The organism is Chryseomicrobium sp. FSL W7-1435, from assembly GCF_038595005.1.
GTDB lineage: Bacteria > Bacillota > Bacilli > Bacillales_A > Planococcaceae > Chryseomicrobium.
The window spans coordinates 2,608,160-2,631,247 of record NZ_CP151997.1 but is presented as its reverse complement, the minus strand read 5'-3'; the positions used below and the strand labels follow the sequence as shown (position 1 = coordinate 2,631,247).

22 protein-coding genes are annotated in these 23,088 nt (G+C 40.3%); 13 read left to right on the top strand and 9 right to left on the bottom strand.

Annotation, left to right across the window (positions count from 1 at the left end):
- The first annotated feature begins 2 nt into the window (after positions 1 to 2).
- Both MKY84_RS13425 and MKY84_RS13420 read left to right on the top strand, forming a co-directional pair.
- The gene (locus MKY84_RS13425; RefSeq protein ID WP_342526686.1) at positions 3 to 467 is read left to right on the top strand and encodes an SMI1/KNR4 family protein; all 465 of its coding nucleotides are present in this window, start codon (positions 3 to 5) and stop codon (positions 465 to 467) included.
- Between the two features lie 108 nt (positions 468 to 575).
- A complete protein-coding gene (locus MKY84_RS13420) occupies positions 576 to 1,568 on the top strand; it encodes a GTPase (RefSeq protein WP_342526684.1) in 993 nt (330 codons plus the stop codon).
- 539 nt (positions 1,569 to 2,107) lie between these two features.
- Here MKY84_RS13420 and MKY84_RS13415 read toward each other — a convergent pair.
- Positions 2,108 to 3,781 (bottom strand): DUF2207 domain-containing protein, encoded by a 1,674-nt coding sequence (locus tag MKY84_RS13415; protein ID WP_342526683.1) that lies wholly within the window; start codon positions 3,779 to 3,781, stop codon positions 2,108 to 2,110.
- Positions 3,782 to 4,055: 274 nt separating this feature from the next.
- Between MKY84_RS13415 and MKY84_RS13410 the strand changes: the two genes are divergently transcribed.
- Complete coding sequence (locus MKY84_RS13410; RefSeq protein WP_342526682.1) at positions 4,056 to 4,517, top strand: hypothetical protein; 462 nt, start codon at positions 4,056 to 4,058, stop codon at positions 4,515 to 4,517.
- Positions 4,518 to 4,537: 20 nt separating this feature from the next.
- Positions 4,538 to 4,915 (top strand): hypothetical protein, encoded by a 378-nt coding sequence (locus MKY84_RS13405; protein WP_342526681.1) that lies wholly within the window; start codon positions 4,538 to 4,540, stop codon positions 4,913 to 4,915.
- A 115-nt stretch (positions 4,916 to 5,030) separates the two neighbouring features.
- Here MKY84_RS13405 and MKY84_RS13400 read toward each other — a convergent pair whose 3' ends face one another.
- The 7 genes from MKY84_RS13400 to MKY84_RS13370 form a co-directional block, all read right to left on the bottom strand.
- Positions 5,031 to 5,540 carry a hypothetical protein gene (locus tag MKY84_RS13400; protein ID WP_342526680.1) on the bottom strand — a complete coding sequence of 170 codons (510 nt, stop codon included), beginning with the start codon at positions 5,538 to 5,540 and terminating at the stop codon, positions 5,031 to 5,033.
- A 137-nt stretch (positions 5,541 to 5,677) separates the two neighbouring features.
- Positions 5,678 to 6,595 carry a hypothetical protein gene (locus tag MKY84_RS13395; RefSeq protein WP_342526679.1) on the bottom strand — a complete coding sequence of 306 codons (918 nt, stop codon included), beginning with the start codon at positions 6,593 to 6,595 and terminating at the stop codon, positions 5,678 to 5,680.
- Complete coding sequence (locus MKY84_RS13390) at positions 6,580 to 7,131, bottom strand: sigma-70 family RNA polymerase sigma factor (RefSeq protein WP_342526678.1); 552 nt, start codon at positions 7,129 to 7,131, stop codon at positions 6,580 to 6,582. Before MKY84_RS13390 ends, MKY84_RS13395 begins: the two co-directional genes overlap by 16 nt.
- Before the next feature lie 112 nt (positions 7,132 to 7,243).
- Positions 7,244 to 7,432, bottom strand: coding sequence for a hypothetical protein (locus MKY84_RS13385; RefSeq protein WP_342526677.1), 189 nt, complete (start codon positions 7,430 to 7,432; stop codon positions 7,244 to 7,246).
- A 100-nt stretch (positions 7,433 to 7,532) separates the two neighbouring features.
- Complete coding sequence (locus MKY84_RS13380) at positions 7,533 to 8,357, bottom strand: hypothetical protein (RefSeq protein ID WP_342526676.1); 825 nt, start codon at positions 8,355 to 8,357, stop codon at positions 7,533 to 7,535.
- On the bottom strand, positions 8,350 to 8,835 hold the full coding sequence (locus MKY84_RS13375) for a sigma-70 family RNA polymerase sigma factor (RefSeq protein ID WP_342526675.1): 486 nt from the start codon (positions 8,833 to 8,835) through the stop codon (positions 8,350 to 8,352). Before MKY84_RS13375 ends, MKY84_RS13380 begins: the two co-directional genes overlap by 8 nt.
- A gap of 160 nt (positions 8,836 to 8,995) precedes the next feature.
- Positions 8,996 to 9,901 carry a GIY-YIG nuclease family protein gene (locus MKY84_RS13370; RefSeq protein ID WP_342526673.1) on the bottom strand — a complete coding sequence of 302 codons (906 nt, stop codon included), beginning with the start codon at positions 9,899 to 9,901 and terminating at the stop codon, positions 8,996 to 8,998.
- Between the two features lie 323 nt (positions 9,902 to 10,224).
- On the opposite strand from MKY84_RS13370, the gene MKY84_RS13365 reads away from it, so the two are divergent.
- The 8 genes from MKY84_RS13365 (at position 10,225) to MKY84_RS13330 (ending at position 19,714) form a co-directional block, all read left to right on the top strand.
- A complete protein-coding gene (locus MKY84_RS13365) occupies positions 10,225 to 10,569 on the top strand; it encodes a hypothetical protein (protein ID WP_342526671.1) in 345 nt (114 codons plus the stop codon).
- A 229-nt stretch (positions 10,570 to 10,798) separates the two neighbouring features.
- Positions 10,799 to 11,458: a hypothetical protein gene (locus tag MKY84_RS13360; protein ID WP_342526669.1), complete on the top strand. Its 660-nt coding sequence runs from the start codon at positions 10,799 to 10,801 to the stop codon at positions 11,456 to 11,458.
- Positions 11,459 to 11,555: 97 nt separating this feature from the next.
- Positions 11,556 to 12,146 (top strand): transcriptional regulator, encoded by a 591-nt coding sequence (locus MKY84_RS13355; RefSeq protein WP_342526667.1) that lies wholly within the window; start codon positions 11,556 to 11,558, stop codon positions 12,144 to 12,146.
- 11 nt (positions 12,147 to 12,157) lie between these two features.
- Positions 12,158 to 13,681, top strand: a complete 1,524-nt coding sequence (locus tag MKY84_RS13350) for a class I SAM-dependent DNA methyltransferase (RefSeq protein ID WP_342526665.1) — start codon at positions 12,158 to 12,160, stop codon at positions 13,679 to 13,681.
- Entirely contained in the window at positions 13,671 to 14,936 is a 1,266-nt protein-coding gene (locus tag MKY84_RS13345; RefSeq protein ID WP_342526663.1) for a restriction endonuclease subunit S, read from the top strand. Before MKY84_RS13350 ends, MKY84_RS13345 begins: the two co-directional genes overlap by 11 nt.
- A 15-nt stretch (positions 14,937 to 14,951) precedes the next feature.
- Complete coding sequence (locus MKY84_RS13340) at positions 14,952 to 18,167, top strand: type I restriction endonuclease subunit R (protein ID WP_342526660.1); 3,216 nt, start codon at positions 14,952 to 14,954, stop codon at positions 18,165 to 18,167.
- Positions 18,168 to 18,177: 10 nt separating this feature from the next.
- Positions 18,178 to 18,819 carry a hypothetical protein gene (locus MKY84_RS13335; protein WP_342526658.1) on the top strand — a complete coding sequence of 214 codons (642 nt, stop codon included), beginning with the start codon at positions 18,178 to 18,180 and terminating at the stop codon, positions 18,817 to 18,819.
- A 388-nt stretch (positions 18,820 to 19,207) separates the two neighbouring features.
- On the top strand, positions 19,208 to 19,714 hold the full coding sequence (locus MKY84_RS13330; RefSeq protein ID WP_342526656.1) for a hypothetical protein: 507 nt from the start codon (positions 19,208 to 19,210) through the stop codon (positions 19,712 to 19,714).
- A 283-nt stretch (positions 19,715 to 19,997) separates the two neighbouring features.
- On the opposite strand, the gene MKY84_RS13325 is transcribed toward MKY84_RS13330, so the two are convergent.
- Positions 19,998 to 20,843, bottom strand: a complete 846-nt coding sequence (locus MKY84_RS13325; RefSeq protein WP_342526654.1) for a DUF2382 domain-containing protein — start codon at positions 20,841 to 20,843, stop codon at positions 19,998 to 20,000.
- Between the two features lie 561 nt (positions 20,844 to 21,404).
- Between MKY84_RS13325 and MKY84_RS13320 the strand changes: the two genes are divergently transcribed.
- Positions 21,405 to 23,006, top strand: coding sequence for a mechanosensitive ion channel (locus MKY84_RS13320; protein ID WP_342526652.1), 1,602 nt, complete (start codon positions 21,405 to 21,407; stop codon positions 23,004 to 23,006).
- Positions 23,007 to 23,088: the final 82 nt, after the last annotated feature.

Below are 23,088 nucleotides of genomic sequence, written 5' to 3'. Positions count from 1 at the left end.
AAATGAATAAATTTCAACTTTGGGAAGACGATGCAGAAGATTTTTATTACAAGGGAAAACTTACGGAAGAAATGATAACCGATTTTCAACAAGAAAGCGGATTTGTTCTTCCAGATACCTATAAGAAATTACTGAAAGAGCGCAATGGATTTCAGTTAGTTCGCCCATTTTATCCGGTTTCACAAGCGACTTCTTGGGCAGAGAATCATATCAATGTCGATCATATTTTAGGCATTGGCACCCAGATCGGACTGAAGGATTCTGCTTATATGATAGAGGAATGGGAACTTCCGTCAAATAAGTTGCTGGTTTTTTCGAACACAGCGCCAACGTTTGTTTGTCTGGATTACAGAAAAGGCGGAGAGCCTCAAGTTGTCTACATAGACGTAGATAGTAATCAGGACTTTGTAGTGGCTGATTCTTTTGAGATACTTTTGAAGGGGTTGGAAGAATCGATTGAAGAATAAAAAGTGCTGCCGCAGATATCCCATACACCTGTCACCAACTGCTCTAGGAAACTTTTTCAAGTCTCATACGTAAATAAGGGAAGAACGTTTACGTGGAGGAGTGAAAGTATGCAATTCAATGAACAAGAATTTAATGATTTATATGAAAAAGAGGTACGTGAAGTTAATGCACAACTCGATAGCGAAATTCTCTTTGTTCTCATTGGGGATGTCAATGCAGGAAAATCGTCTACTGTGAATCAAATCATGGGGGAAGAGGTGGCATCAGTCGGTGCCCGCCCTGGTGAGACGACAGCTATCAAGCGCTACATTTACAAAGACAAAATTGTGTTTGCGGACACGCCTGGGCTTGATGATATCAACAAGAGTAATTCCGAAGAGACGCTGAAATACTATAAAGAGGCAGACGTCGTGTTGTTCTTCTTGAACGCTGCAGGAACTGTTTTGTCAGATGGGGAAAAGAAGGCCCTTCAAGACGTTAAGAAGACGAACAAGGAAATTATTCTTGTGTTGAATAAAATTGACGCTGCCGATGACATTCCGAGTCTTGTCCAGTACATCAAAACTAACACGAACAATGAGTTCAAAGTCGTACCTATTTCGTCTCGTACAGGAGAGAATATGCAGCAGTTGCGAGATGCCATCTTGGATATTTTGCAGACGAAAAAAAAGGACCTACTCTTCGCGAAAGAATTAAAAGCAAAATCCGGAGTCGCAAATAGATGGATCATCGCAGCCTCCACCTCAGCCGGGCTCATTGGAGCTGTTCCACTACCAGGCGCTGACATTGTTCCGCTAACAGGAGTGCAGGTGGGATTGATGGTGCGTCTCGCTACGTTATATGACAAGCCAATTTCGAAAGAACGCGCACGAGAACTTGCGATTGCTACATTAACTGGGAACATCGGAAAGAGCATCTTCCGCCAAGCGGTCAAGGTCGTGCCAGGTGCAGGATCTGCAATCGGAGGAGGCGTCGCCGCTTCTCTGACGCTCGCGCTTGGTTACGGAATCAAGTATGCTTACGAAAACGATATCGAATTGAATGTGGAGTTCTTGAAGAACTTTGCAAGCAACTTTAAAGACAAAGATTCAAACGCATAAGACATACCCATCTTGTGAAGAGTGATGGTGTCCATGAAGAAGCCCCTCAGGAAATGAGTCCTGAGGGGCTTTATGATTTTTTAGGATACCTAAGCCCTTGCTAGGAAGGGCTTGAGACATTTGGGGTTGGGGCTGAGTTAGTTTCCATAAAACGACTTCGGATGTACAAATCAGTTTACTTGCTCTAGAAAAGGCGCTACTTGTTCTAGAAATCGAGTTACTTGTCTAAGAAAACACGATACTTGCTCCAGAACGCCCGCTCAATTTCTGAACAGTCGGCTCCACATCTAAATGAAATCGAGTTCCGAACGCCAGAAATACGCTGCGGAATCAGCCGCACCCGCAAAGGCTGAAAAGCGCCTTCACGGGTACGTCTGATTTCCTCGGAATTTCTAGAGTGGCGTTCTCCACATCTTATCGAAATCGAGTTGCAGGCGTTAGAAATACATTCGAAAATCAATCGCACCCCTAGAGACAAAAAGAGTCTCTAGGGGCACGCTTGATTCCCGAAGCATTTCTGGTCGAACGCCTTCCACATCTTAAAAGGCCCCCGAGCCACCGCCGCCACCACCAACTCCTCCGCCACCGCCAGTGCTGACGGAACTGCCGCTAGCACTTGCGCTAGTCGACGTGTTGGCCGCAACAAAGATGGTCGTCAAGAATACAGGGTTCATCACAAAATTAGTGTCCTGATTCGCTGAACTTGCCGTCGTGAAGGCCACCGCTTTTTTCTCAGCTGTCTTTGAATCACTTCCTAGCAAATACGCGTAAGCACGTTTTCGCTCGTCTTCCGTCAATGCTTTCCATTCGTCTTCTGTCACTTCCGGCAGAGATTTCTTCAACGCACGCCATTCCCCGCGGATTAAATGTCCTTGCTGGGAAATCGGTGAATAGAACAGCGCAAAACCGAGTGCCGATACCGCTAAGAAGATGGAAGCAGCCATCCATGGATAGACCTCGTAGATGCCAGTGTAGACCGCTATTCCCACAAATAATATGGAAAGAGCGCCAGCAATCCAGCGAACCATTGGGCGTTTTTCATAGAAATCATGAGCCATGACTTCTGCACGAACCCCCTTGTTCCACTTTGCAATTGCTTCGTTGTACTCTGCATGATAAATCGTCTTTTCCGTAAACTCTTTTACTTGAGTCAGGGTAAAGCCGTTTCCATCCCCGATCCGGTCAACAACAAGCGTGAGGAGGGTTGTCTCGTGTTCAAAGTCCGTCGCACGGTTCCCGAGTTCAAACGCATCGTCAGACAGTTGCTTCAGGTTTCCTTTTCGAACAAGGTCTAGAATTGCAGCAGCTGTAACATGTGGAGAGAGGAATGGTGAGTTCGTGAAATACAGAGTTCCCGGTATGCTCAGTGTTTCTTTTGGAACGAAAAAGCCGTTCGCTTCACTTCTAGCTGCACGCTTTCGATTGTATGCTGAGAACCAAGCAAAAAAGATACCAATCAATAAAATCGTTCCCGCACCAGCAATAATAGGGATACCAACTGAACGAGCAGTCTGTTGGTTCGCCGCAAATGCTGCCGCGTCTTCTTCAAGTTTCGTTCGGTCAGCGGCTAAGTCGTCACGCACGGTTCCATTTTGGGCTGCAACGCCTGGAAACAATTCCACATCAAAAATTGCACGGATGTCTCCAGTTCGGCCTTCGCGCACAGTTCCTATTTCAAACCGTACACTGCCGTCACTGCCAATTCGCTCAGAATCATACGCTTCGCCATAGCCGAGCGCTTCTGTATTAGCGGACGTTTGAGGGGGAGTGACAACAATCGTCATGTCTTGGTAAGCAGACTCATTGCTGTCGTCGAAGAACGGATAATAAAATTGTGCGCCGTCCTCGAATTTCTCTACAGCATTCTGAATGGTGTAAGACAAATCAACTGTGATCGTCTCGCCATCTTCGCCTTCACGGTAAATCCGGAATTCCCCGTCTTCTAGTTCAGTGCGTAATGCATTTCCATTTTCGGAAGCCGCAAAATCCTCAATCGATGTTCCTTCTTTAGCAATTAAGAATCGCGTAATTCCGTTAAAATCGTCTTCAAATGTATAGGTGAAGCTTTCCGTGACTTGTGCAGTCCCATCTTCTTCTAACTGTACATCAATCAATACTGTGTCAATTTCGAAATCAATCGCAAAGGCCTGAAGGGGGAAAACCCCCGTCATGAGTAGCACGAATAAGATTGGAAGGAGTAGCTTTTTTGTCATTTGTTATCACCTCTTCCCTTTATTTACGAATAAGCTGAAAAAAAGTTTCGGGTAAAGAAGGATATAAGAATGCTCCTAGGGGTTATTTCAATGAAGAGTACACTTTTAAAAGAGACAACCCCTGGGGTTATCTCATAACTAAGTTAATTCTTGTAATGAGAAAACTCCTGGCAATATTTATGATTGGGGATAAAAGGATTTTGAGACTTTTTCTAGAATAAGAGTAGAGATGGGATTTATTCGATAAGAATTAGTGAAGGGGAGGAAAAACCACTTGAAGAAAGTAAAATATGTTTTTGTGTTGCTACCAGTTCTTTTAATTGTGTTTATAGTCACCACTAACTCTATTGCTTCCTCTCAGTCTTATAAGCTCACAAATTCAGTTACGAGTGGGCCTTGGGTGCTGAAGTATGAAGTCACTAAAAAAGGGAAAGAGGATTGGCAGCTTGATCAATTCCTGTTTAGTAGAGGCGAGGTTAAAGTTCGAGAACTCATTATGTATACAGAGTCATCAAACCTTGGTTCCGACGAAATAGGTCGTATAGAGATGAAAAGTGTGGACCATATAACGTTTACAAATCAACTTGCGAGTAGTTCAGAATATATAGGGTTGTCGAATACAAGTAGAGTGGACGAAGAAGAAATGCGCCAAATTTTATCAAAGCTGACTACAACTATCCTTTGGAAAGAGGAAGGACAGGGAGAACAAGAACTAAAAATTACGCTGGGTGAATAGTAGGGGGCATAAGTAAAACGATGAAAAGTAAAGAAGCTCAATACAAAATTTTAAGCATTATTTTAGCAATTGCATTGATTGCAGTAGTATCCATGCAGGTATTTACATACCCTAGCAATTCTTTAGAATTACATAGTTGGTTACTGAATGAAGAAAATCTAGCATCTTTGGATGACGAAATTTTCCTAACTAGCACCGGCAAAACGGCTGAGGAAATTCGAAATATTTATGATTCGAATAACCCTAGTAAAATCAAGCAGCTCACGTATGTTGAGCTAACTGGTCGATTGCAACCTCTCTTGATTGAAACATCTCCGGGGTTAGAGAAGTTCGAAGTGATTCGTGTGATTGAAGTGAATGAGGAAGTGGAAGCGTTTTTGAAAAGCTCTCTAGAATAATAGAAGCTCCCAGTGAATATTTCAAAGAAGGGTGTACTTAAAAAATGAGACAACCCCAGGGGTTATCTCACTAATTAAGCTAACTTCACTTATGAAATATTCGCTGGGAGCTTTTTTAAAATGATGGGAGTAAGAAGAGAATGATAAGAGCTGAAAGTAAAGTCCCAAAAAAACCGTACTCTACTTTTTTCTCTGGAGAGCTTTTAGTGTTTCCGAATCTATGGAGAACACATAAAATAAACAAATTAAAATTAAAGAGGAAATAATACCCCAATAAAGATAGTATCCATGGTCTGCGCTCCACTATTTCAAACATCGGGCTGAAAACAGACAGGATAATTAAAAGGATCATCGAAACTAGTATGTTGATGCCAACAAGTACGTGCATTTTCTTCCATAACGGATGAATTAAGAAGGTAGAGCTTTTTTTAGTTTGAAAATAAAATAATAAACTTGTGCAAGCAACTGCTCCAAAAATAATTGAGAGAGATATTATTAAGGTGATGGGTACATTATTCACAATCTGATTCGATATATCCTCGCGGTAGTAACTGAGTGCATAACCTGCAGCTAATAGAAAGCTAACGGTAATAATTTGATATAATGTCCATCTTGAAAGTTGCATAGTATCCCCCTTGTTGTTGGTTATAATGTATATACGTTCCGTTAGAACGAGGGTTTCAACTACTAACAAAACACTCCCAGAAAAGATTTCAATGAAGTAGGTAACTTCACTTATGAAATCTTACCTGGGAGCTTTTTTCACTCCGGCATTTGATTTAAATAATACTCTCGACCATTCGCATCTTTGATGATACGCTTTCCGACCTTTTCAAACTCTAATGAGTCTTCGTCATTTAATTGAATAAAGTATTTGGTGTTTTCTACAGTGATTTGAGCTTTTGGAAACTCTAAATAAATGGAATCTGTACTGTTATATCCTTGTTCAAGCAAGAACTCATCTAGTACAGATAGATTCCCATCGCGCATTCCCAAATTCCCCATGTAAATGATGATTCCTTTTGCATTGTTTCCAAAAATCTGGCCACCGTCAATTTGAAATCCATACTCAAAATCCTCTACACGGGCTACTAAAAACTCTGCTTCCTCGATATACTGATCCGTGCTAAACACATTGCCCTCGCTATCCTCATACAGTCGTGGTCCCGTTTGAATGAGCTCAAAAATTAATTCTCCTGCACTGTAAATGACAAATAGTGACTCGTCCCGTTCTACATCAATATCTGTATAGGTAACTTCTGATACTCCTTCTGTCGCCATGTCTTCTGGATTGATCCACGGACGAACAGCGCTCATTGTAGGATCAGTCACAATGACCAGATTTCCATCGATGAAGTGGAACGAGTCGCCTGAATTCGTATGTCCACGGAAAATCATGCCTTCGAGAATGTGCGCTTCTTCTAAGGTAGAAGCAGCGGTTTCCTCTTCCGGAACTGTCGCTTGTTCGGATGTGAGAGTTGCCTGCAACCAAGTAGTTGTGCCTAAAAGAATCGCCAGTACGAGTGTAGCGGCAGCCACAACAGCGAAAGCGGAGAAGGGTTTTTCCTTACGAGAATAAAGAACTTCCCGAACGGCTTGCTTGGAAGTGGAATCAAATTTAGCCTGTTCGAAAACTGTTTCATCCATAGCTTCTTTAAGGTTGTTTAATTCGTTCCCCATACGAAATCCTCTCCTTTCAACTGGTGGTGTAGTTCCATTTTTGCTCGGCGCAACCGTGTATGGAGGGTGGCTTCTTTTACTTTCAGTACTTCGCTCATTTCCCGAACGGTCAACTCCTCATAATAATAGAGGAAAATTACTTCACGATAATCTTGCTTCAGCGCCAAAACAGCTTGGCTGAGCTGCGCGTTGGAAGAATTCGTCGTGAGCGTATCTTCCGCCGATTGAGTTGTCTCAGTCGAGTGTTTGGAATCAAGTCCAGTCACACGGCGAAACCAGGAAGACTTCAAATAATCTTTCGATTGATTGATCGTCAGGCGAATCAACCAGCCTCGCACGGAATGCAATTTTTCACGCTTTGAATAGTTATGATACGCTTTGACGAACACATCTTGTACGATGTCTTGAGCGGTCGACCAGTTCTTCACATAGGTGTAAGCTAGCTTTGTCATCTCTAAGCCATATGTATCCATCAGGTCATCATGCCATAGATGTTGCTGATGGGTCGCTTCTTTCGTTTGCCTCAGTTCTTCCATGAATTCCACCTCTTTACATATATAACGATTGAGAAGCAGAAATACTTTCAACTTCGCCAAAGTTTTATAAAAAAAAACGGCCTCGCAAATGAAGGAGGCCGCTCGTGTGAATCTACGCTGTTCGTGGTTTACGGAAAGCAATTGCTGTCGCTATCGCCAATAGTCCAGCAAAGATGGCTACTGGTAAAGCGCGTGCGGATAAATTCTCCGCTGTGTATTCGGAAAAGTAGATGATGATCAAGCTGACACAAGAAAGAATAAAGATTGCTGCGAATACCCATTTGATGGCGTGCGTGTTCATTTGCCAGTCCCCTTTAGTGGATAGGATGAAAACCTTTTTTAACCAATATTCCTACTATTTCCATCTTATACATAGAGGAGAATTCTGTAAATACTAACTTTTATTCAAGCTCACGCGCAATAAGAATTACTTCCACCATACGATCCATGCGTGCATTCGAAACTTCGAAGTTTTCGTTATACTCTTCAATTGTCGCACTGTTGACAACAGCCTGATACCTTGCAATTGTTTCGTCCAGCCAGCTAGTTAGCGCTTCGTCACTCTGCTCGTAATTGCGTAATTGGTTTAACTGAGGAAGTATATATTCACTTATTTGATGCTGTCTCATTTTCACGCCACTTGATTCAAGTGATTCTGTGGAACCGTAATACGTCGTATTGGCATCTCGATCCATTACAATAGTATCGATGGTCGCCATGAACATCCCAATAAATTGTCCTTCAGTCGGTGGAAGAGGCGTTCCGCCAGAAGCATAACTACGTGAGCGGAAAAATCCAGTCACGGTATCAAACTGATATCCATTTTCATATGTACCAGAATCACCGCCGACTTGGCCTTGAACAGGTAATTTATAGTTGTATAAAATCATCCCAATTTCATTATAAGGCGCCTCGAACTGTTGAATGATTTCTTCAGTCGTAGGTTCCACCACTTCTTCCACTTCCTCAACAGGAGGAACAACTGGAGGTGGAGGGGCTACCGGTTGTGCGGATTCCTCAGGACTCGTGAATGGCCCGACTATCAGAATAAGCAAAACAACAATGGCCGATGCGAGCACAGGGAGCCACACGAGTTGTTTGGGCGATTTTCGTTTCTTCGCAATGCGCTTCGTGAAGACTTGTTGACGCTCTGCATTCGTGAACCGACTTTCTGTGAATACATGCTTGTCCATCGCGGTTTTGTAGTTCTTTAACGGATCAGTCAAGAGAATCACCACCTTGTAAGGATTTCCCGAGAAGTGTGCGTGCACGTCGTAATCGTGTCTTCACTGTGTTTTCATTCAATTGCGTAACTACTGCCACTTCCGCCACCGATAATTCTTCGTAGTAGTGTAGATGAATCACTTCGCGGTAATTGATCGGAAGCGCGGCTACATGCTGGATCAACTGAGCAGAAGCTGCGTAATTTGCGACAGTCTCTTCGACAGAAGCGCTTGAAGAAGTACGAATTTCAGGCACCTTGCTTCCAAAAATGACGCGTCGAATCCATGAACTTTTTAATACGTCTTTGCATTTGTTGATGGTCATGCGGTATAAATACGGTTTTATGTACTCTAGCTTTCGAAAGGAATCCGCATTCTCATAACACTTCAAGAACACATCTTGCGCCACTTCCTGCGCTTTTCCCCAGTCGTGCAAATAACTATAGGAAAGGTTCGTCAACGCATCTCCGTAAGTTGTCATCAGTGTGTTGAGCCACTGGTCTGTTCCTTCCGCAGGTGGGGTGGATGGACTCCTTGTCACGCATATTCCCCCTTTTTGGTTTGTTATCCTACAACGATTGACTCTACCCTGTGGTTTTCCATTTCATAAAAAAATCCGAGCAATCGCCCGGACTCGTCATTTACTGAACGCTTTCCATCTCCATTTGCTTCAACGAAACGCCATCTTTTGTCTTCCATTCCGTCAGACCATTCGCTTTTCCGCCAATGACAAATGCTGCTGCGAAGGAAGGGCTTGGGAACAAGACGTCTTCAAGCAAAATTCCCGATTCATCGATCTTCGCTTTCATACGGCGCTCAATGACATTCGGCTGCAAACTCTCCGTATCTTCTTTTTCAATCAAGCTGCCTTTTAATACGACGAATCCTTCATTGGTCTGCTTGCACGTCGCATGAACCGTCACACCACTTTTTCGGATAGTGCGCGATAAATAAAGCGTCAAATCTTCTTCGGAATGAGAAAGGACCGTTTTCGTCGTCACGACAGGTCTCTCTGTCAACGGCTCAAACAATTTATGACCAAGTGTACCCATCATCAGTTTTGCATTATCAATGAATTCCTCCAGCTCACTTTCTTTTTGCTCCGTAATATTTCCGGGAGTCGGATTGTTGCCGTTTTTCACAACGTAGCGACCGGCATCTTTTGCTAGAAGATAGAAGCGATTCTCCAAGTAACTGATTTCTGTAGGACCAAACGAATTATTCGAAGTCGTGAAAATCACAGCCTCTGTCCAATAATCTTTATCTGCATTTCGTTTATGTTCAATCAAACGACTCAGCAAACCATCGCCATTTCTACGCACGCCAGCTTGTCCGACATACACTACATCTTCATTGGTCTCTTCACTTGTTCCAAATAAAAAGTACACGCCTGTCTGCGCAAGTTCTGCACGATCTTTCGAATTCTCCAGCTCTGTTCGTGGAATCTTAAACGCAATCCCTGTCCAGTTGGCCAATGTACAGATGATTCGTCCTGTAGGATTGCCATCCATTAAATATAAATTGATACTCTTCCCGCGACTTTGCATTCCCTAACCTCCGTGATTTCTACTACAAATTTTTTAAGCCTTCCTACAACGAACGAGGAAACGAATGGGTTTCACTTTCTTTTACAACTTTACACTTTTTCCAGTGGGGGTTAAATATGAAAATATATGGATTTATCGAGTGTAGTTATTCATAATGAATTTAAATAGGGTAAGTTCAGTTACAAAACAGAAAGGGGGATGTCTTGATGAAAAAACTTCTCTTTTATGGAATAGTTTTATTTATAGTATGGAAGTTGGTACCTATAAACGATTTACTGGATGAATATCGATTTTCAAATGAACTTAATAATTAGGGAGAAACTTTGGTACTGCTTTATAATCGGACTACTACTTTAGTTAACGACTATATTGATGAACCATGGATACTAGAAAACGAATCGTATCGAACCAGTATAAGCATCCTAATTAAAGAAATGGAGTCGTTCACTTCTAGTGAAAGTAATTTAGCCTTAATCCCTTCCAGACAAGATACTTATGAACAAGTTCAAAGTATTACAACTGAACTAATAGGAGTTCAAGAGTCTTTAGTGCTATGGTTAAATACTAATCAAGATCAATATATTCAACAAGCATCAGATCAGATGAAGCAGATTAAAACAAAAAAAGAGGATTTAGAATTGATTTATAACAGAGAAAGCAACAAATGAAGTAGTTAAAATGAAAGGGATTTAATTCTTGGAGCTATTTTTCTTGGGGGCTATTTTTGCCCAAGCAATGAAGCTATGACTTTGGAAATAATTGCGAAAGAGATATTTGATAGCTACATTGTTGCATATTTAAAGCATCGATAAAGAAAATTAAAATAATTTATTGACTCGGACAATATTTAATTATATTATTGTCTTAGACAATAAAAAATATAAGGAGGAAGAACAAATGAAAAAACTATCTTTACTAGCATTAACAGCACTATTGCTCGCAGCCTGTGGGACAGAGGAGTCTACTGAACCGGAAACACCTGTTGAAGAAACAGTTCAATCAGAGGAAACATCAGGATCTGAAAGTGGAACAGAAGAAATAGAGGAAACTGAAGCTACAGAGGAAGAGGCTGAAGAGGCTGAAAGTGAATCAGAGTTTGGCAAACGTTCAAATCCAGTGCCAGTAGGTCAGACACAAAGTATTTATATCCAATTATCCGATAATGATTTCAATACTTATGATGCTACAGCTGAGATTACAGTAAACTCTGTAGAACGTGGCCAAAGTGTTTTAGACTTTGTGCAAGAAATTAATCAGTTTAATGAAGCACCACCTGAAGGTTATGAATATATGATGTTAGATGTTACTGCATCTTTAGTAGAAGCTGAGACAGAAGATTATGCTTGGTTTATGGACGGTATGTGGTTTGACTTTATTGGCAGCGACGGCTCTCCTTATGAGTGGACATCAGTCGTTGTAGAACCTAATCTTTCTGGAGAGATTTATGCAGGAGGTAGGATTGAAGGAAAAGTCGTGAATATGGTGAAAGTCGATGATCCAATATTACTTGTCTTTGAAGATGGAAATTGGGACAATGTCTTTTTTGCCACAGAGTAATCTATGAGCTGCCTATATCAGGCAGCTTTCGCCTTATTGTTTTCCATTGGTTGAACAAGTAAACTAGTATTGACCAAGACAATAAGGAGGTGGCGACATGATCGGACTCGAATACATTCTCCACCTATATGAGATTCCTCATATGGAGCTTGCGGAAAAGCTCGGTATTAAAAAGCAAAACATCAATCTGTGGATCAAAGAAAAGCAGAACATTCCAAAGAAATACTTGCCTATTCTGTCCGACATGTTTCATTTAGAAGCCGCCTACTTTCAAAAACAACTCACTGAACTCGATAAACTTCATATCCAGAAAGAGAAGTTGGAACGGGAACTTCAACCTGTCACACTAAATAAAGTTGAGAAATTTTCTATATTTGAAGAAGAATCTTTATTGACTGAGAAGATAATCTACGAGCAACCTCAACTTAATGCTATCTCAGCAGAAATTGATCAGGAAATGTTAGTAGGGAAATTTAAAACTCTACTTGAGAGCCCTTTATCTAATATGGATACTATCTCACTCTTTTTAAAACTCATTGAGGATACACCGACAGAGCCTTTAGTCCATAAAACATTAGAAGGCTTAGCTCATTATTTCGATGTATTGCCACCAGAAATTTCTACAGAAGAAGAACAAGAAGAGTTTGAGGAAGACTTATTTGAAGTTTTTGATGACCACAATTATTAGGAGGAACCACCATGAATAATACAACAGCCAATGTCGGCTTTGAAGAAACTCTTTGGAAAGCTGCAGATAAGCTTCGCGGAAGCATGGATTCAGGCGAGTACAAACACGTCGTGCTCGGCTTGATTTTCTTAAAATATATCTCGGATAAATTTGAAACGAAGTACAACGAACTCGTAGCAGAAGGCTCGGGTTTTGAAGAAGATATTGATGAATACACAGCAGAAAACATTTTCTGGGTTCCTGCAGAAGCACGCTGGGACTACATCAAAGATCATGCGAAAGATGTGAAAATTGGGCAAATCATCGATGAGGCTATGCTATTGATTGAAAAAGAGAATGCTTCTTTAAAAGGGGTTCTTGAAAAACGCTATGCGCGTCCAGAAATCGATAAGCGTCGTTTAGGAGAACTGATTGACCTGATTTCTACCATTAAATTGCACTCTAATGGAGAAAAAGATCTTCTAGGGCGCGTTTACGAATACTTCCTTGGAAAGTTCGCTTCTGCAGAAGGAAAGGGCGGAGGAGAGTTCTATACTCCTGTAAGTGTTGTAAAAGTATTAGTTGAAATGCTAGAGCCGTATAAGGGCCGTATCTATGACCCAGCTTGTGGTTCAGGTGGAATGTTCATTCAAAGTGAAAAGTTCGTGGAAGAACATCAAGGTCGTGTGCAAGACCTTTCCATTTACGGGCAAGAGTTAAATTCAACGACTTGGAAACTTTGCCGCATGAACTTGGCAATCCGAGGACTAGACGGAAATTTAGGGCCAAATCATGCTGATACATTCCATGACGATTTACACAAAAACTTAAAAGCCGATTACATCTTAGCAAATCCTCCATTCAACATCAGTGACTGGGGAGGGGACCTCTTAAAAGACGATGTCCGCTGGAAATATGGTACTCCGCCAACAGGAAATGCCAACTTCGCATGGGTTCAGCACATGGTTCATCACTTGGCACCACACGGAACAGCTGCAATCGTTTTGGCGAATGGTTCACTAAGCTCGAATACTTCAAATGAAGGCGAAATCCGCAAGAATTTGATAGAGTCCGATTTAGTAGATTGTATCGTTTCTCTACCAGGGAACTTATTCTATTCCACAGCCATTCCAGTATCTGTTTGGATTTTGCGACGTAACAAGGAAGAGAGTTCACGTTTCCGTAATCGTCAGAACGAAATTTTATTCATTGATGCACGTAACGAAGGAAAGATGGTCGATCGTAAATTAAGAGAATTATTGCCTGAAGACATTGAGAAAATTGCTTCAGCTTATCACTCATGGAGGAATAAAGATGGAAACTACGAAGATGTAGCGGGTTTTGTGAAATCTGCTTCACTAGAGGAAGTTAGAGGTCATGATCATATTCTGACTCCAGGACGTTATGTAGGACTAGCTGATGAGGAAGATGATGGAATTCCTTTTGAAGAAAAGATGGAAAAGTTGACAAGCGAATTAAGTGAGCTATTTGCTAAATCCAACGAATTAGAAGATCAAATTCGGAAGAATCTGAAGGAGATTGGTTATGAGATATAAATTGGCAGACGTTGCAGAAATCAATCCAAGTAATTCTGTGAATATTTCCTCCTTTGAAAAAATTAGATATTTAGATACAGCTAATTTAAATCAAGGGAAAATTGACAAACTTGTGGAGTATACAAGAGGGATTGATAAAGTACCAAGCCGAGCAAAACGCTTAGTTAAATGTAATGATATTCTTTACTCTACTGTTAGGCCAAATCAAAAACACTTTGGTATATATAAATATCAAGCAGAAATAATTGCATCCACTGGTTTTGCACATTTAAGAGTCGATATAAATAAAGCCGATCCGGATTATGTGTATTGGTTATTGACACAAGAAAAAGTAATAGATTATTTGCAAGCAATTGCAGAAGCTAGTACATCTACTTATCCTTCAATTAAACCATCAGTCATCGGTCACTTAGAATTTGATTTTCCATCTTTGATAAAACAAAAGAAAGCAGTAGAAGTATTAAATAATATTTCTCGGAAAATCGATATTAACAATCAATTAGTTAAAAGATTAGAGGACATCTCGCAAACTATTTACAAACACTGGTTCATCGACTTCGAATTCCCGAACGAAAATGGTCAGCCTTATAAATCAAGTGGTGGGAAGATGGTTGAAAGTGAATTAGGGATGATTCCTTATAGCTGGGAATATAGAGAACTTGATGAAATATCAAATGTGAAAATTGGACGAACTCCCCCAAGAAAAGAAGCTGAATGGTTCACAGATAATTCTGTCGGGGTCAAATGGGTATCGATAAAAGATATGGGGAATTCGATCGGGCCTTATATTTTTGAAAGTTCAGAAAATTTAACATATGAAGCAGTAACTAAATTTAAAATTAATATTGTGCCAGAGAACACTTTGATTATGAGTTTTAAATTAACTGTTGGAAGATTAAATATAACCGATGAAAGATTAGCAACTAATGAAGCGATTGCAAGTTTCGAATTTAAAGATCCTGATTTATTCACTGAGTATCTATATTTGTATCTTTCGAATTTCGATTTTAATTCACTTGGGAACACTTCGTCCATCGGAACAGCAGTAAATTCTAAGGTTGTAAAAAAAATTAAAGTACTTATTCCGGATAGTCAAATTCTGCAAGCTTTAAAAAAAGAAATTATTCCTTTATTTGAGCTTATTAAGTTAAAAACAAAAGAAATAAATACTTTAAATAGTCTCAGGAATATATTACTCCCAAAACTTCTCTCAGGAGAGATCGAACTACCAATCAAAGAAAACGTGGAAAACTAAGAAAGGAGGATGACGATGGAAGGCATCCATGCATTTAATGAAGAATTTTTAGAACGAGCAGCCATCGAAGTACTGCAGGAGATGGGGTATGACTACGTTCATGGACCGGACTTACATACTGGTGGACTGAGAACTGATTACAAAGAAGTCCTTATTGATTCCAAAGTACGCGATGCTTTGTATCATTTAAACCCTACTATTCCTAAGGATGCTATTGAAGAAGCATTTCGTATTGTGAAGACGTTTTCGAGTCCAGCGCTTATTGAAAATAACCGAGAGTTTCATAGACTACTAGTTGATGGAATCGACGTTACTTTCCAAAGAGACGGGAACTTACGTACAGAAAAAGTGTTTGTCGTGGACTTTGAAGATCCAGACCGGAACGAGTTTTTAGTTGTCAACCAGTTTACAGTCATTGAATATGAGAATCGCCGTCCAGACCTTATTGTTTTTGTGAATGGATTGCCTCTTGTCGTCATTGAATTAAAAAACCTTTCAGATGAAAATGTAGGAATTGAACAAGCCTACCATCAAATTCAAACGTACAAGTCAGAGATACCTTCTTTATTCCGCTACAACGCATTTACAATTATTTCGGACGGGTTGCATGCGAAAGCTGGAACTGTGACATCTAACCTAGAGCGGTTCATGAACTGGCGAACAATCAATGGAGAAGATATCGCTTCTTTAAACACGCCTCAATATGAAGTCATGCTTCGTGGTCTATTAGATCCACACCGCTTCCTTGATGTTATCCAGAATTTTATTCTCTTCCAAGAAACTCGTGATGCGGAGCTGGACGGAGACGGACGCAAAATCGGTGAACGAAAGTCGATTATTAAAATCATGGCTGCTTATCACCAGTATTATGCCGTCAAGAAGGCTGTAACGAATACCAAACAAGCTGTAGCTGTTGAAGGTGACCGCAAGATTGGGGTCATCTGGCACACGCAAGGAAGTGGGAAAAGCTTCTCAATGGTGTTCTACACAGGAACGCTTGTTAAAGAATTGAATAACCCGACCATTGTAGTAGTAACAGACAGAAATGATTTAGATGATCAACTGTTTTCAACGTTTGCCAAGTCCTCGGATTTACTTCGCCAAGAACCAAAACAAGCAGATGTCCGGAAGCTTACTGATGCATCTAAACAGACCGGAGAAAATGGACTCTTTGATTTGTTGAATGAACGTGAATCGGGGGGCATTATCTTTACAACCATTCAAAAGTTTGCACCTCTTGAAGGAGATATGCCAGCTCTGACTGATCGTCGGAATGTTATTGTGATTGTCGACGAAGCACATCGCAGCCAGTACGGATTTGATGCGAAGACAGATTTGGATACCGGTATCCAAAAGTTTGGCTACGCCAAATACTTACGCGATGCCTTACCAAATGCGTCGTTCATTGGATTCACTGGTACTCCAATTGAATTTGAAGATAAGTCCACTCCAGCAGTGTTTGGGAACTATATTGATGTTTATGATATGACGCAGGCTGTTGAAGATGAAGCGACTGTAAAAATCTTTTACGAAAATCGTATTATTCGGTTAGATGTCGATGAGACTGAGTGGGAAAAAATCGATGAAGAATTTGAAGATATTATTGAAGGCCAAGAAGAAACTGCTCGTGAGAAGTACAAGTCTCAGTGGTCACGCTTGGAAGCTGTGGTTGGGTCTCCAAACCGACTTAAAATGCTCGCAAAAGATATCGTCGAGCATTATGAGACGAAATCAAAGTCAATGGCTGGGAAAGCAATGATTGTAGCGATGAGCCGAAAGATTGCGGTGAATTTGTATGATGAGATTATAGCGCTTCGACCAGAATGGCATAGTGACGATGTGGATAAAGGAGTCATCAAAGTCGTCATGACTGGTTCAGCATCTGATGAAGAAAATCTTCAAAAGCATACGGGTGGTAAGCAGCGGAGAGACACTCTTGCTAACCGAATGAAAGATCCAGCTGATGAATTGCAGCTAGTAATTGTGCGCGATATGTGGCTAACGGGGTTTGATGTCCCTTCCATGCACACGATGTACATCGACAAGCCAATGAAAGGCCATAATTTAATGCAGGCCATCACTCGAGTGAACCGGGTATTCAAAGACAAACCTGGCGGAGCTATTGTCGATTACTTAGGTATCTTTGAAAGCCTTAAGAAAGCACTTCGTCAATATACAGATCAAGACCGACAGACTACTGGAATTGATATGGATGTAGCGATTGCAGTGATGCAGGAGAAATTAGAAGTGCTTCAAGGAATATTCCATTCCTTTGATTACTCAGCTTATATGGGAGAGTCTAACCGAGACCGAGCAGTTGCCATCATCGGTGGGATGAACTTTGTCTTAGGACTGCCTCCTGAAGAGCAAAAAGAATTTAAGCAGTTTGCTATGGAGTTGGCAAAAGCGCATGTATTAGTTTCTGGCACAGATGACGGGAAACAAGCCAAGCCTCATGTCGACTACTTTAAATCGGTGCGCGCTACACTTCAAAAATTAGGCACAACTGGAACGAAAAAACGTTCGAAATCTGAGATTGAAGCGCGTGTAGATCAATTACTTGAGAAGTCGATTATCTCGCAAGACGTAGTAGATGTGTTTGATACTTTAAATATTGAACGACCTGACGTATCGATTTTATCAGAACAGTTTCTAGAAGAGATTCGCCACCTGCAACATAAAAATGTAGCAGTCGAGATGTTGAAGAAATTGTTGGACGGAAAGTTAAAAGTGATGGAACGTTCAAATCTAGTGAAGTCCGAGCGCTACTCAGAAAAGCTAAACCGTGCTTTGAACAAGTATCGCAACCAAAGCTTGACCAATGTGCAGGTCATTGAAGAACTGATTCGCTTAGCTTATCAAATTAAGCAAGAGGACGATGAAGAAAACGCGCTAGGCTTATCGAAAGACGAAGTGGCCTTCTATACAGCGTTAACAGACAATGAAAAAGTGAAAGAAATGATGAAAGACGAGACTTTGATTTTGATTGCACAGGAGCTGACTTCAAAAATTCGTGCCAATGTCACCGTGGATTGGACTGTACGAAAAGATGCGCAGGCAGCAATGAGAAGACTTGTGAAACGACTTTTAAGAGAACATGGTTACCCACCTTTCCAACAAAAAATTGCACTTGAAACAGTACTTCGTCAAGCTGAATTAATGAGCGGTAATGTGAGTGAATGGAAGAGTGAAGAACAAGTTGCAGAATCCAAGGGAGTCTATCCAGAATAGGAGAATTATGATGAAAAAATTAGTAGCATTACTCGCAGCGAGCCTTTTAGTTTTAGGTGCATGTGGGAACGAAGAAGCAGCTCCAGCCGAAGAAACAGAGAATCAAGCCTCTACAGAAACAGTAGATACAGAAGAGACTGAGTCTGAAGAAGGTGGCGTCAATGTCGATAAAGGACTATTTAATGTAGAAGTAACCTTGCCAGCGAGCTTCTTTGAAGGTGAAGATCTCGCAGAAGTAGTTGCCAATGCAGAAGCAGATGGAATCGGTGAAGCAACTGTCAATGACGATGGTTCTGTTACGTACAAAATGTCTAAGAGCAAACACAAAGAAATGATGGAAGAAATGGCAGCAAGTGTGGAAGAGACTAAAACAGACTTAGTTGAATCGGGTGACTTCCCATCAATTAAGGGAGTAGAAACGAATAAAGATTATAGTCACTTTACACTTAGTGTAGACCGTGAAGCTTTCGAGAACAGCTTTGATGGGTTTGCGACTATGAGTGTTGGAATGGTCGGTACACTATACCAACTTTTCAGTGGCGTTCAGTCAGATGATTTAGAAGTGCTTATTGAAGTGAAGGATGTGGATACTGACGAGGTTATCAGCTCTGTTGTGTATCCGGAAGCTTTAGAGGATATGGGAGAAGAATAAGTAGTGGTAGCAAAAACTGTGTTGATTTAGAGGAGTCAATTCTCTTCTAATTGATACAGTTTTTTTGTGTCCTTATTGTAAAGTGGCTATGACAGTAAGAGGCGGTAAAGAAAGAGAGTCACATTTCTCGCACCCACCTAATTTGAGTTGTGCAGAATCTACACGTGTAGAAGGAAATTATTCGAAATATAAAAAACAGATTAAAAATGAATCTCCTAGACGGCAACTTTTAGTGAGTATGATTAGGGATGAACTAGAAATCTCGGCCAAGATCCACGATACGATTCAAGTACTTGATGGTTAGCGATTGCAGGGCCTCGATAAGTACTTCCCTGATATCTATGTGAAGACGGGTAATAAAGAATGGGGTATCACGGTGTTGGCTAATATGACAGAAAAAGAAAGCGCTGAACACAGTAATGTCTTCAAAAAGAAATCCGATTATTTTAAAGGGAAGAACCTGATTCCTCTTTGGTTTATAGACAAATCAAATCTCGCTACAGAGAATCACAAGAACAGTATCGTCTTTTTTCGTTTAGAATCACTCGCTTCTCAGATTAGCAAAGAAGATAGGGTAAAGCGTAGAGATATTGAAAGTTACACCGATAAAAAAGAACTCTTCAAAGTCATGAACTACGCGTCACGAGTCGCATCACAAAGAGACGACATGGAAGTGAAGAGTTTGTTCTATATCTCACAAATTGATGAGCGCAATTATATCAGGGTGCATCGGTATGTATCAGATCTGGTTGATGAGACACTCGCATATAGAGGACTTTTGATAGGTGAGACATCCCGTCTTTCATTTTCAGAAGCATTGCAAATTGAGGGGGAATCCTTTCTACTCAAAAACCAAAGTCAGGAAGAAGAGAATAGAGAGCAGTTCAAACAGTGATTCTCGACTGCCAAAAAAGAGCATGAAGAAGATGAAGAGAAGAGACAACAAAAGGTAAGTCGGCGTTCGATCGAACTGCCAGACTTCAGCAAATACGAGGGTCTGAATTCAGAAGATGAAACATTTGAATTGCATACACCGGGACCAATGATGGAAGCACCGAAATATTTATATACTATGATTAAACTACGATTTTTTTTAAAAGTCACAAAAAGAAGAGAACAACTAATTATCAAATCAAAAAAGAAGCCAGCAGGGAAACTGGCTTCTTTTGATAACTTTATTATAGATCGCGATCTGTACGGTCACGGTCTGTTAGATCCGTATCACGTAATTGGTTTGTAGAATCGTGAATATCTACTTCTTCACGGCGAACCGTTTCAGAAACGGTTTCCGTATCCATCACTTTCTTTTTACCGATGACGATCTCTTCAGCGACAACATCTTTCTTTGTCACTTCGACGTGTTCTTCCGTCACTGGAATGTGAATGCGTCCTTCTTCTTCGTAAGCATGAGTCGACCCTTCACCGAAGTTACCTTCTGAATGGACAGAAGACTCCTGGTTGACTGGACGTCTTTCGATATAGACTTCTTCGCGCTCGACAGGGACTTCTACAGTCTGAGTGTCTTCTACGACATGCTTCTCTACATCGATTTCACCAGTTTGAACGCGTTGTTTATCGACATGAAGTTGTTCTTCATGAAGTTCTAAGCGTTCTTCTTCCGTACCTTCATGAGTAGATTCGAATGTATTACCTGTATCATATGAACCCACACTTCCAGTGAAGTGATTTCCGTAATCTTTATCTACATATAATAGATATTTTCCGGCTTCAAGTTCGCTCGAATAGCGTGTGCGTTCTTCATCTGACAATCCCATGTTCGTAAAATGTTGATCTCGAATAAGATCTTCACCTGTTAGAGAGGCTTTGAAACGATCCCACCAAGAGCTCTCTTCGTTTGTGTTGTAATCAGAAGAGCCACGGTACATAGAATATTGATTGTCTCTGTTTGAAACGATATACATATCTTCCTCCGTATACCCTTCTGCTCGTAAGCGATCCATTTCCGCTTGGATTTCAGTTTCCGTATCATAGATTCCATATAGCTTGTTGTCTCGATTTTCCATTTTACATCCTCCTCGTTCTTTTCGTAATTAAGTTGATTCTATTTAGGAAATACCTTATTTAAAACAAGAATAAACTTAAATTGATTTGTAAAATTTGTAATATTTGTAATGATTGAATAGTCAATCATAATTTTATATGTAGGTATTAGTTAGAAATGAGTTGAAAAAATATCTATCTATATTCAATGTATAGCGTAGCTTCTTATTTTAAAGGTCTCATCACAAACGCTAATAATAGAGAGGATTTGCTATGAATTCTCTATTTCTCTCTTGATAAGTAATCTATTTTTGCGACCTCATAATTTTTAATCAATTTATGTTATTCACGATAATCCCACTTATAAGTAGAAGAAAGATCAGAGACAGTAAATTTCCTAATTCCCCTAACTCCGATTGTGAGACTTTACATCGTGTTTATCTGTGGTATAGGAATCTTCATTATAGATAATTACTTCTTCTTCGGTTAGCTTCAATTTAGTTTTATTACACAGTTCAGTGGGTATAACCTATATAGGAAAATCAAACAGTTTTTCCTATAACAAAACAGAGGAGGGAACTCTATTGTTCAATGAATATTATGTAAGAGACATGTTATCATCTCTACCTGACCTACTTCTCGCATTGCTTGTATTATTAATCGGATTTATTATCGCGAAAGTTGTTGAGAAAGTAGTCTTCAAAGGTCTTCGTAAACTAAACCTCAATGAACGTCTAGGTAACACACGCTCTAAATGGTCAGTCGAAAAGATTATTAGTAAGGTAGTATTTTTCATCTTGCTCATCCTTGCATTCGTTCTATTCTTTAACATACTTAACCTCGACACATTCGCAGCTCCGTTTGCGAACATGTATGACACATTGACAGGCGCTTTCTTAAACATTTTAAAAGCTGGTTTGATCTTACTAGTTGCTTGGGGACTGGCTACCTTAGTTAAAAAAGGCATCCAAATGCTGGGCAACAAAGTCGATTTCAACAAACTTGGTCAAAAGACTGGCATGTCAGCTACTGGTGAACAGACAACGAAGTGGACAGACACGGTTGCCAACGTTTCTTACTACTTAATTTTCCTTCTTTTCTTACCCGCTGTATTAAATGCATTAGGAATTGATGGCTTAAGCGGTCCATTTGAAGACATGTTATCTAGCTTCATTAATTTCATTCCTAAATTAGTCTCTGCAGCTATCGTATTTGCTATAGGGTATTTCATCGCGAAATTAGTTCGCAATCTAGTAGAGAAATTCTTACATGCTGTTGGAATTGACAAATTTACGGACAAAATGAATTTGAAAAATAATTCAACAACTACACCAACAAATACGACTTCAAATACAAGCCTTTCTAAAATTGCTGGATTGATTGCGTTTATCTTGATTTTAATCCCAATTACGATCACAGCTTTAGAAATTCTTGACCTTGATGGTATTTCACAACCAGCCGTTGCAATGTTAAATGACATCATGGCCATGATTCCACAAATCATCGTTGCTATTGTATTGGTACTTGTAGGTATCTACGTAGCGAAATATGTGAAAGATTTTGTGGTCAACTTATTAAATGGATTTGGTATCAACAATTTAGCTTCAAAAATTGGTCTAAACAAAACGAATTCTTCTAACTTTGATTTAGCTTCAATCATCGGAACAGTTGTTCAAGTATTAATTGTTCTTCTGTTTGTAATGGAAGCACTACAACTTGTCAACCTAGACTTCATGGTATCACTAGGTAGTGCAGTATTTGCTTACCTTCCTATGGTAGTCGCTGCATTAGTTATTCTGGCGGTAGGTTTCTGGCTAGCTAACTTAGCTGAGAAACTCGTAGGTAGCTTGATGAAAGATGCATCAGGTTCTCCACACTTCTTACGCTTAGTAGCTAAATATGCAATCCTCGGATTTGCTTTCTTTATGGCACTTAGCCAATTAGGAATTGCACCTGGAATCATCCAGTCGGCGTTTATCTTAATCCTTGGTGGAGTTGCCCTAGCATTTGGTTTAGCATTTGGTTTAGGTGGACGTGAACACGCTTCTCGCTATCTAGATCGTATGGAAAAATCAATTGATGAGGCTGAAGTAGACAAAGAAAACTACGAACAGCAAAAAGACCAAATGAAACAAGATGCGAAGGATGATATGAAATCTGCTCAAGAGGAAGAGCGCTTTATGTAAAAAAGGTACCTGTCCCAAAAACAATTCAGACATTCAAGACTATTCATCGGATATTCAAAATGAACCCGCATTCCTGCGTTTG

What these genes read in the sequence shown, in the direction of transcription:
- MKY84_RS13415 (WP_342526683.1), bottom strand. Translation starts at nt 3,781, where the DNA reads ATGACAAAAAAGCTACTCCTTCCAATCTTATTCGTGCTACTCATGACG.
- MKY84_RS13375 (WP_342526675.1), bottom strand. Translation starts at nt 8,835, where the DNA reads ATGACAACTTACGGAGATGCGTTGACGAACCTTTCCTATAGTTATTTG.
- MKY84_RS13355 (WP_342526667.1), top strand. Translation starts at nt 11,556, where the DNA reads ATGATCGGACTCGAATACATTCTCCACCTATATGAGATTCCTCATATG.
- MKY84_RS13420 (WP_342526684.1), top strand. Translation starts at nt 576, where the DNA reads ATGCAATTCAATGAACAAGAATTTAATGATTTATATGAAAAAGAGGTA.
- MKY84_RS13425 (WP_342526686.1), top strand. Translation starts at nt 3, where the DNA reads ATGAATAAATTTCAACTTTGGGAAGACGATGCAGAAGATTTTTATTAC.
- MKY84_RS13345 (WP_342526663.1), top strand. Translation starts at nt 13,671, where the DNA reads ATGAGATATAAATTGGCAGACGTTGCAGAAATCAATCCAAGTAATTCT.
- MKY84_RS13385 (WP_342526677.1), bottom strand. Translation starts at nt 7,432, where the DNA reads ATGAACACGCACGCCATCAAATGGGTATTCGCAGCAATCTTTATTCTT.
- MKY84_RS13395 (WP_342526679.1), bottom strand. Translation starts at nt 6,595, where the DNA reads ATGGGGAACGAATTAAACAACCTTAAAGAAGCTATGGATGAAACAGTT.
- MKY84_RS13350 (WP_342526665.1), top strand. Translation starts at nt 12,158, where the DNA reads ATGAATAATACAACAGCCAATGTCGGCTTTGAAGAAACTCTTTGGAAA.
- MKY84_RS13360 (WP_342526669.1), top strand. Translation starts at nt 10,799, where the DNA reads ATGAAAAAACTATCTTTACTAGCATTAACAGCACTATTGCTCGCAGCC.
- MKY84_RS13370 (WP_342526673.1), bottom strand. Translation starts at nt 9,901, where the DNA reads ATGCAAAGTCGCGGGAAGAGTATCAATTTATATTTAATGGATGGCAAT.
- MKY84_RS13405 (WP_342526681.1), top strand. Translation starts at nt 4,538, where the DNA reads ATGAAAAGTAAAGAAGCTCAATACAAAATTTTAAGCATTATTTTAGCA.
- MKY84_RS13325 (WP_342526654.1), bottom strand. Translation starts at nt 20,843, where the DNA reads ATGGAAAATCGAGACAACAAGCTATATGGAATCTATGATACGGAAACT.
- MKY84_RS13335 (WP_342526658.1), top strand. Translation starts at nt 18,178, where the DNA reads ATGAAAAAATTAGTAGCATTACTCGCAGCGAGCCTTTTAGTTTTAGGT.
- MKY84_RS13340 (WP_342526660.1), top strand. Translation starts at nt 14,952, where the DNA reads ATGGAAGGCATCCATGCATTTAATGAAGAATTTTTAGAACGAGCAGCC.
- MKY84_RS13400 (WP_342526680.1), bottom strand. Translation starts at nt 5,540, where the DNA reads ATGCAACTTTCAAGATGGACATTATATCAAATTATTACCGTTAGCTTT.
- MKY84_RS13330 (WP_342526656.1), top strand. Translation starts at nt 19,208, where the DNA reads ATGACAGAAAAAGAAAGCGCTGAACACAGTAATGTCTTCAAAAAGAAA.
- MKY84_RS13390 (WP_342526678.1), bottom strand. Translation starts at nt 7,131, where the DNA reads ATGGAAGAACTGAGGCAAACGAAAGAAGCGACCCATCAGCAACATCTA.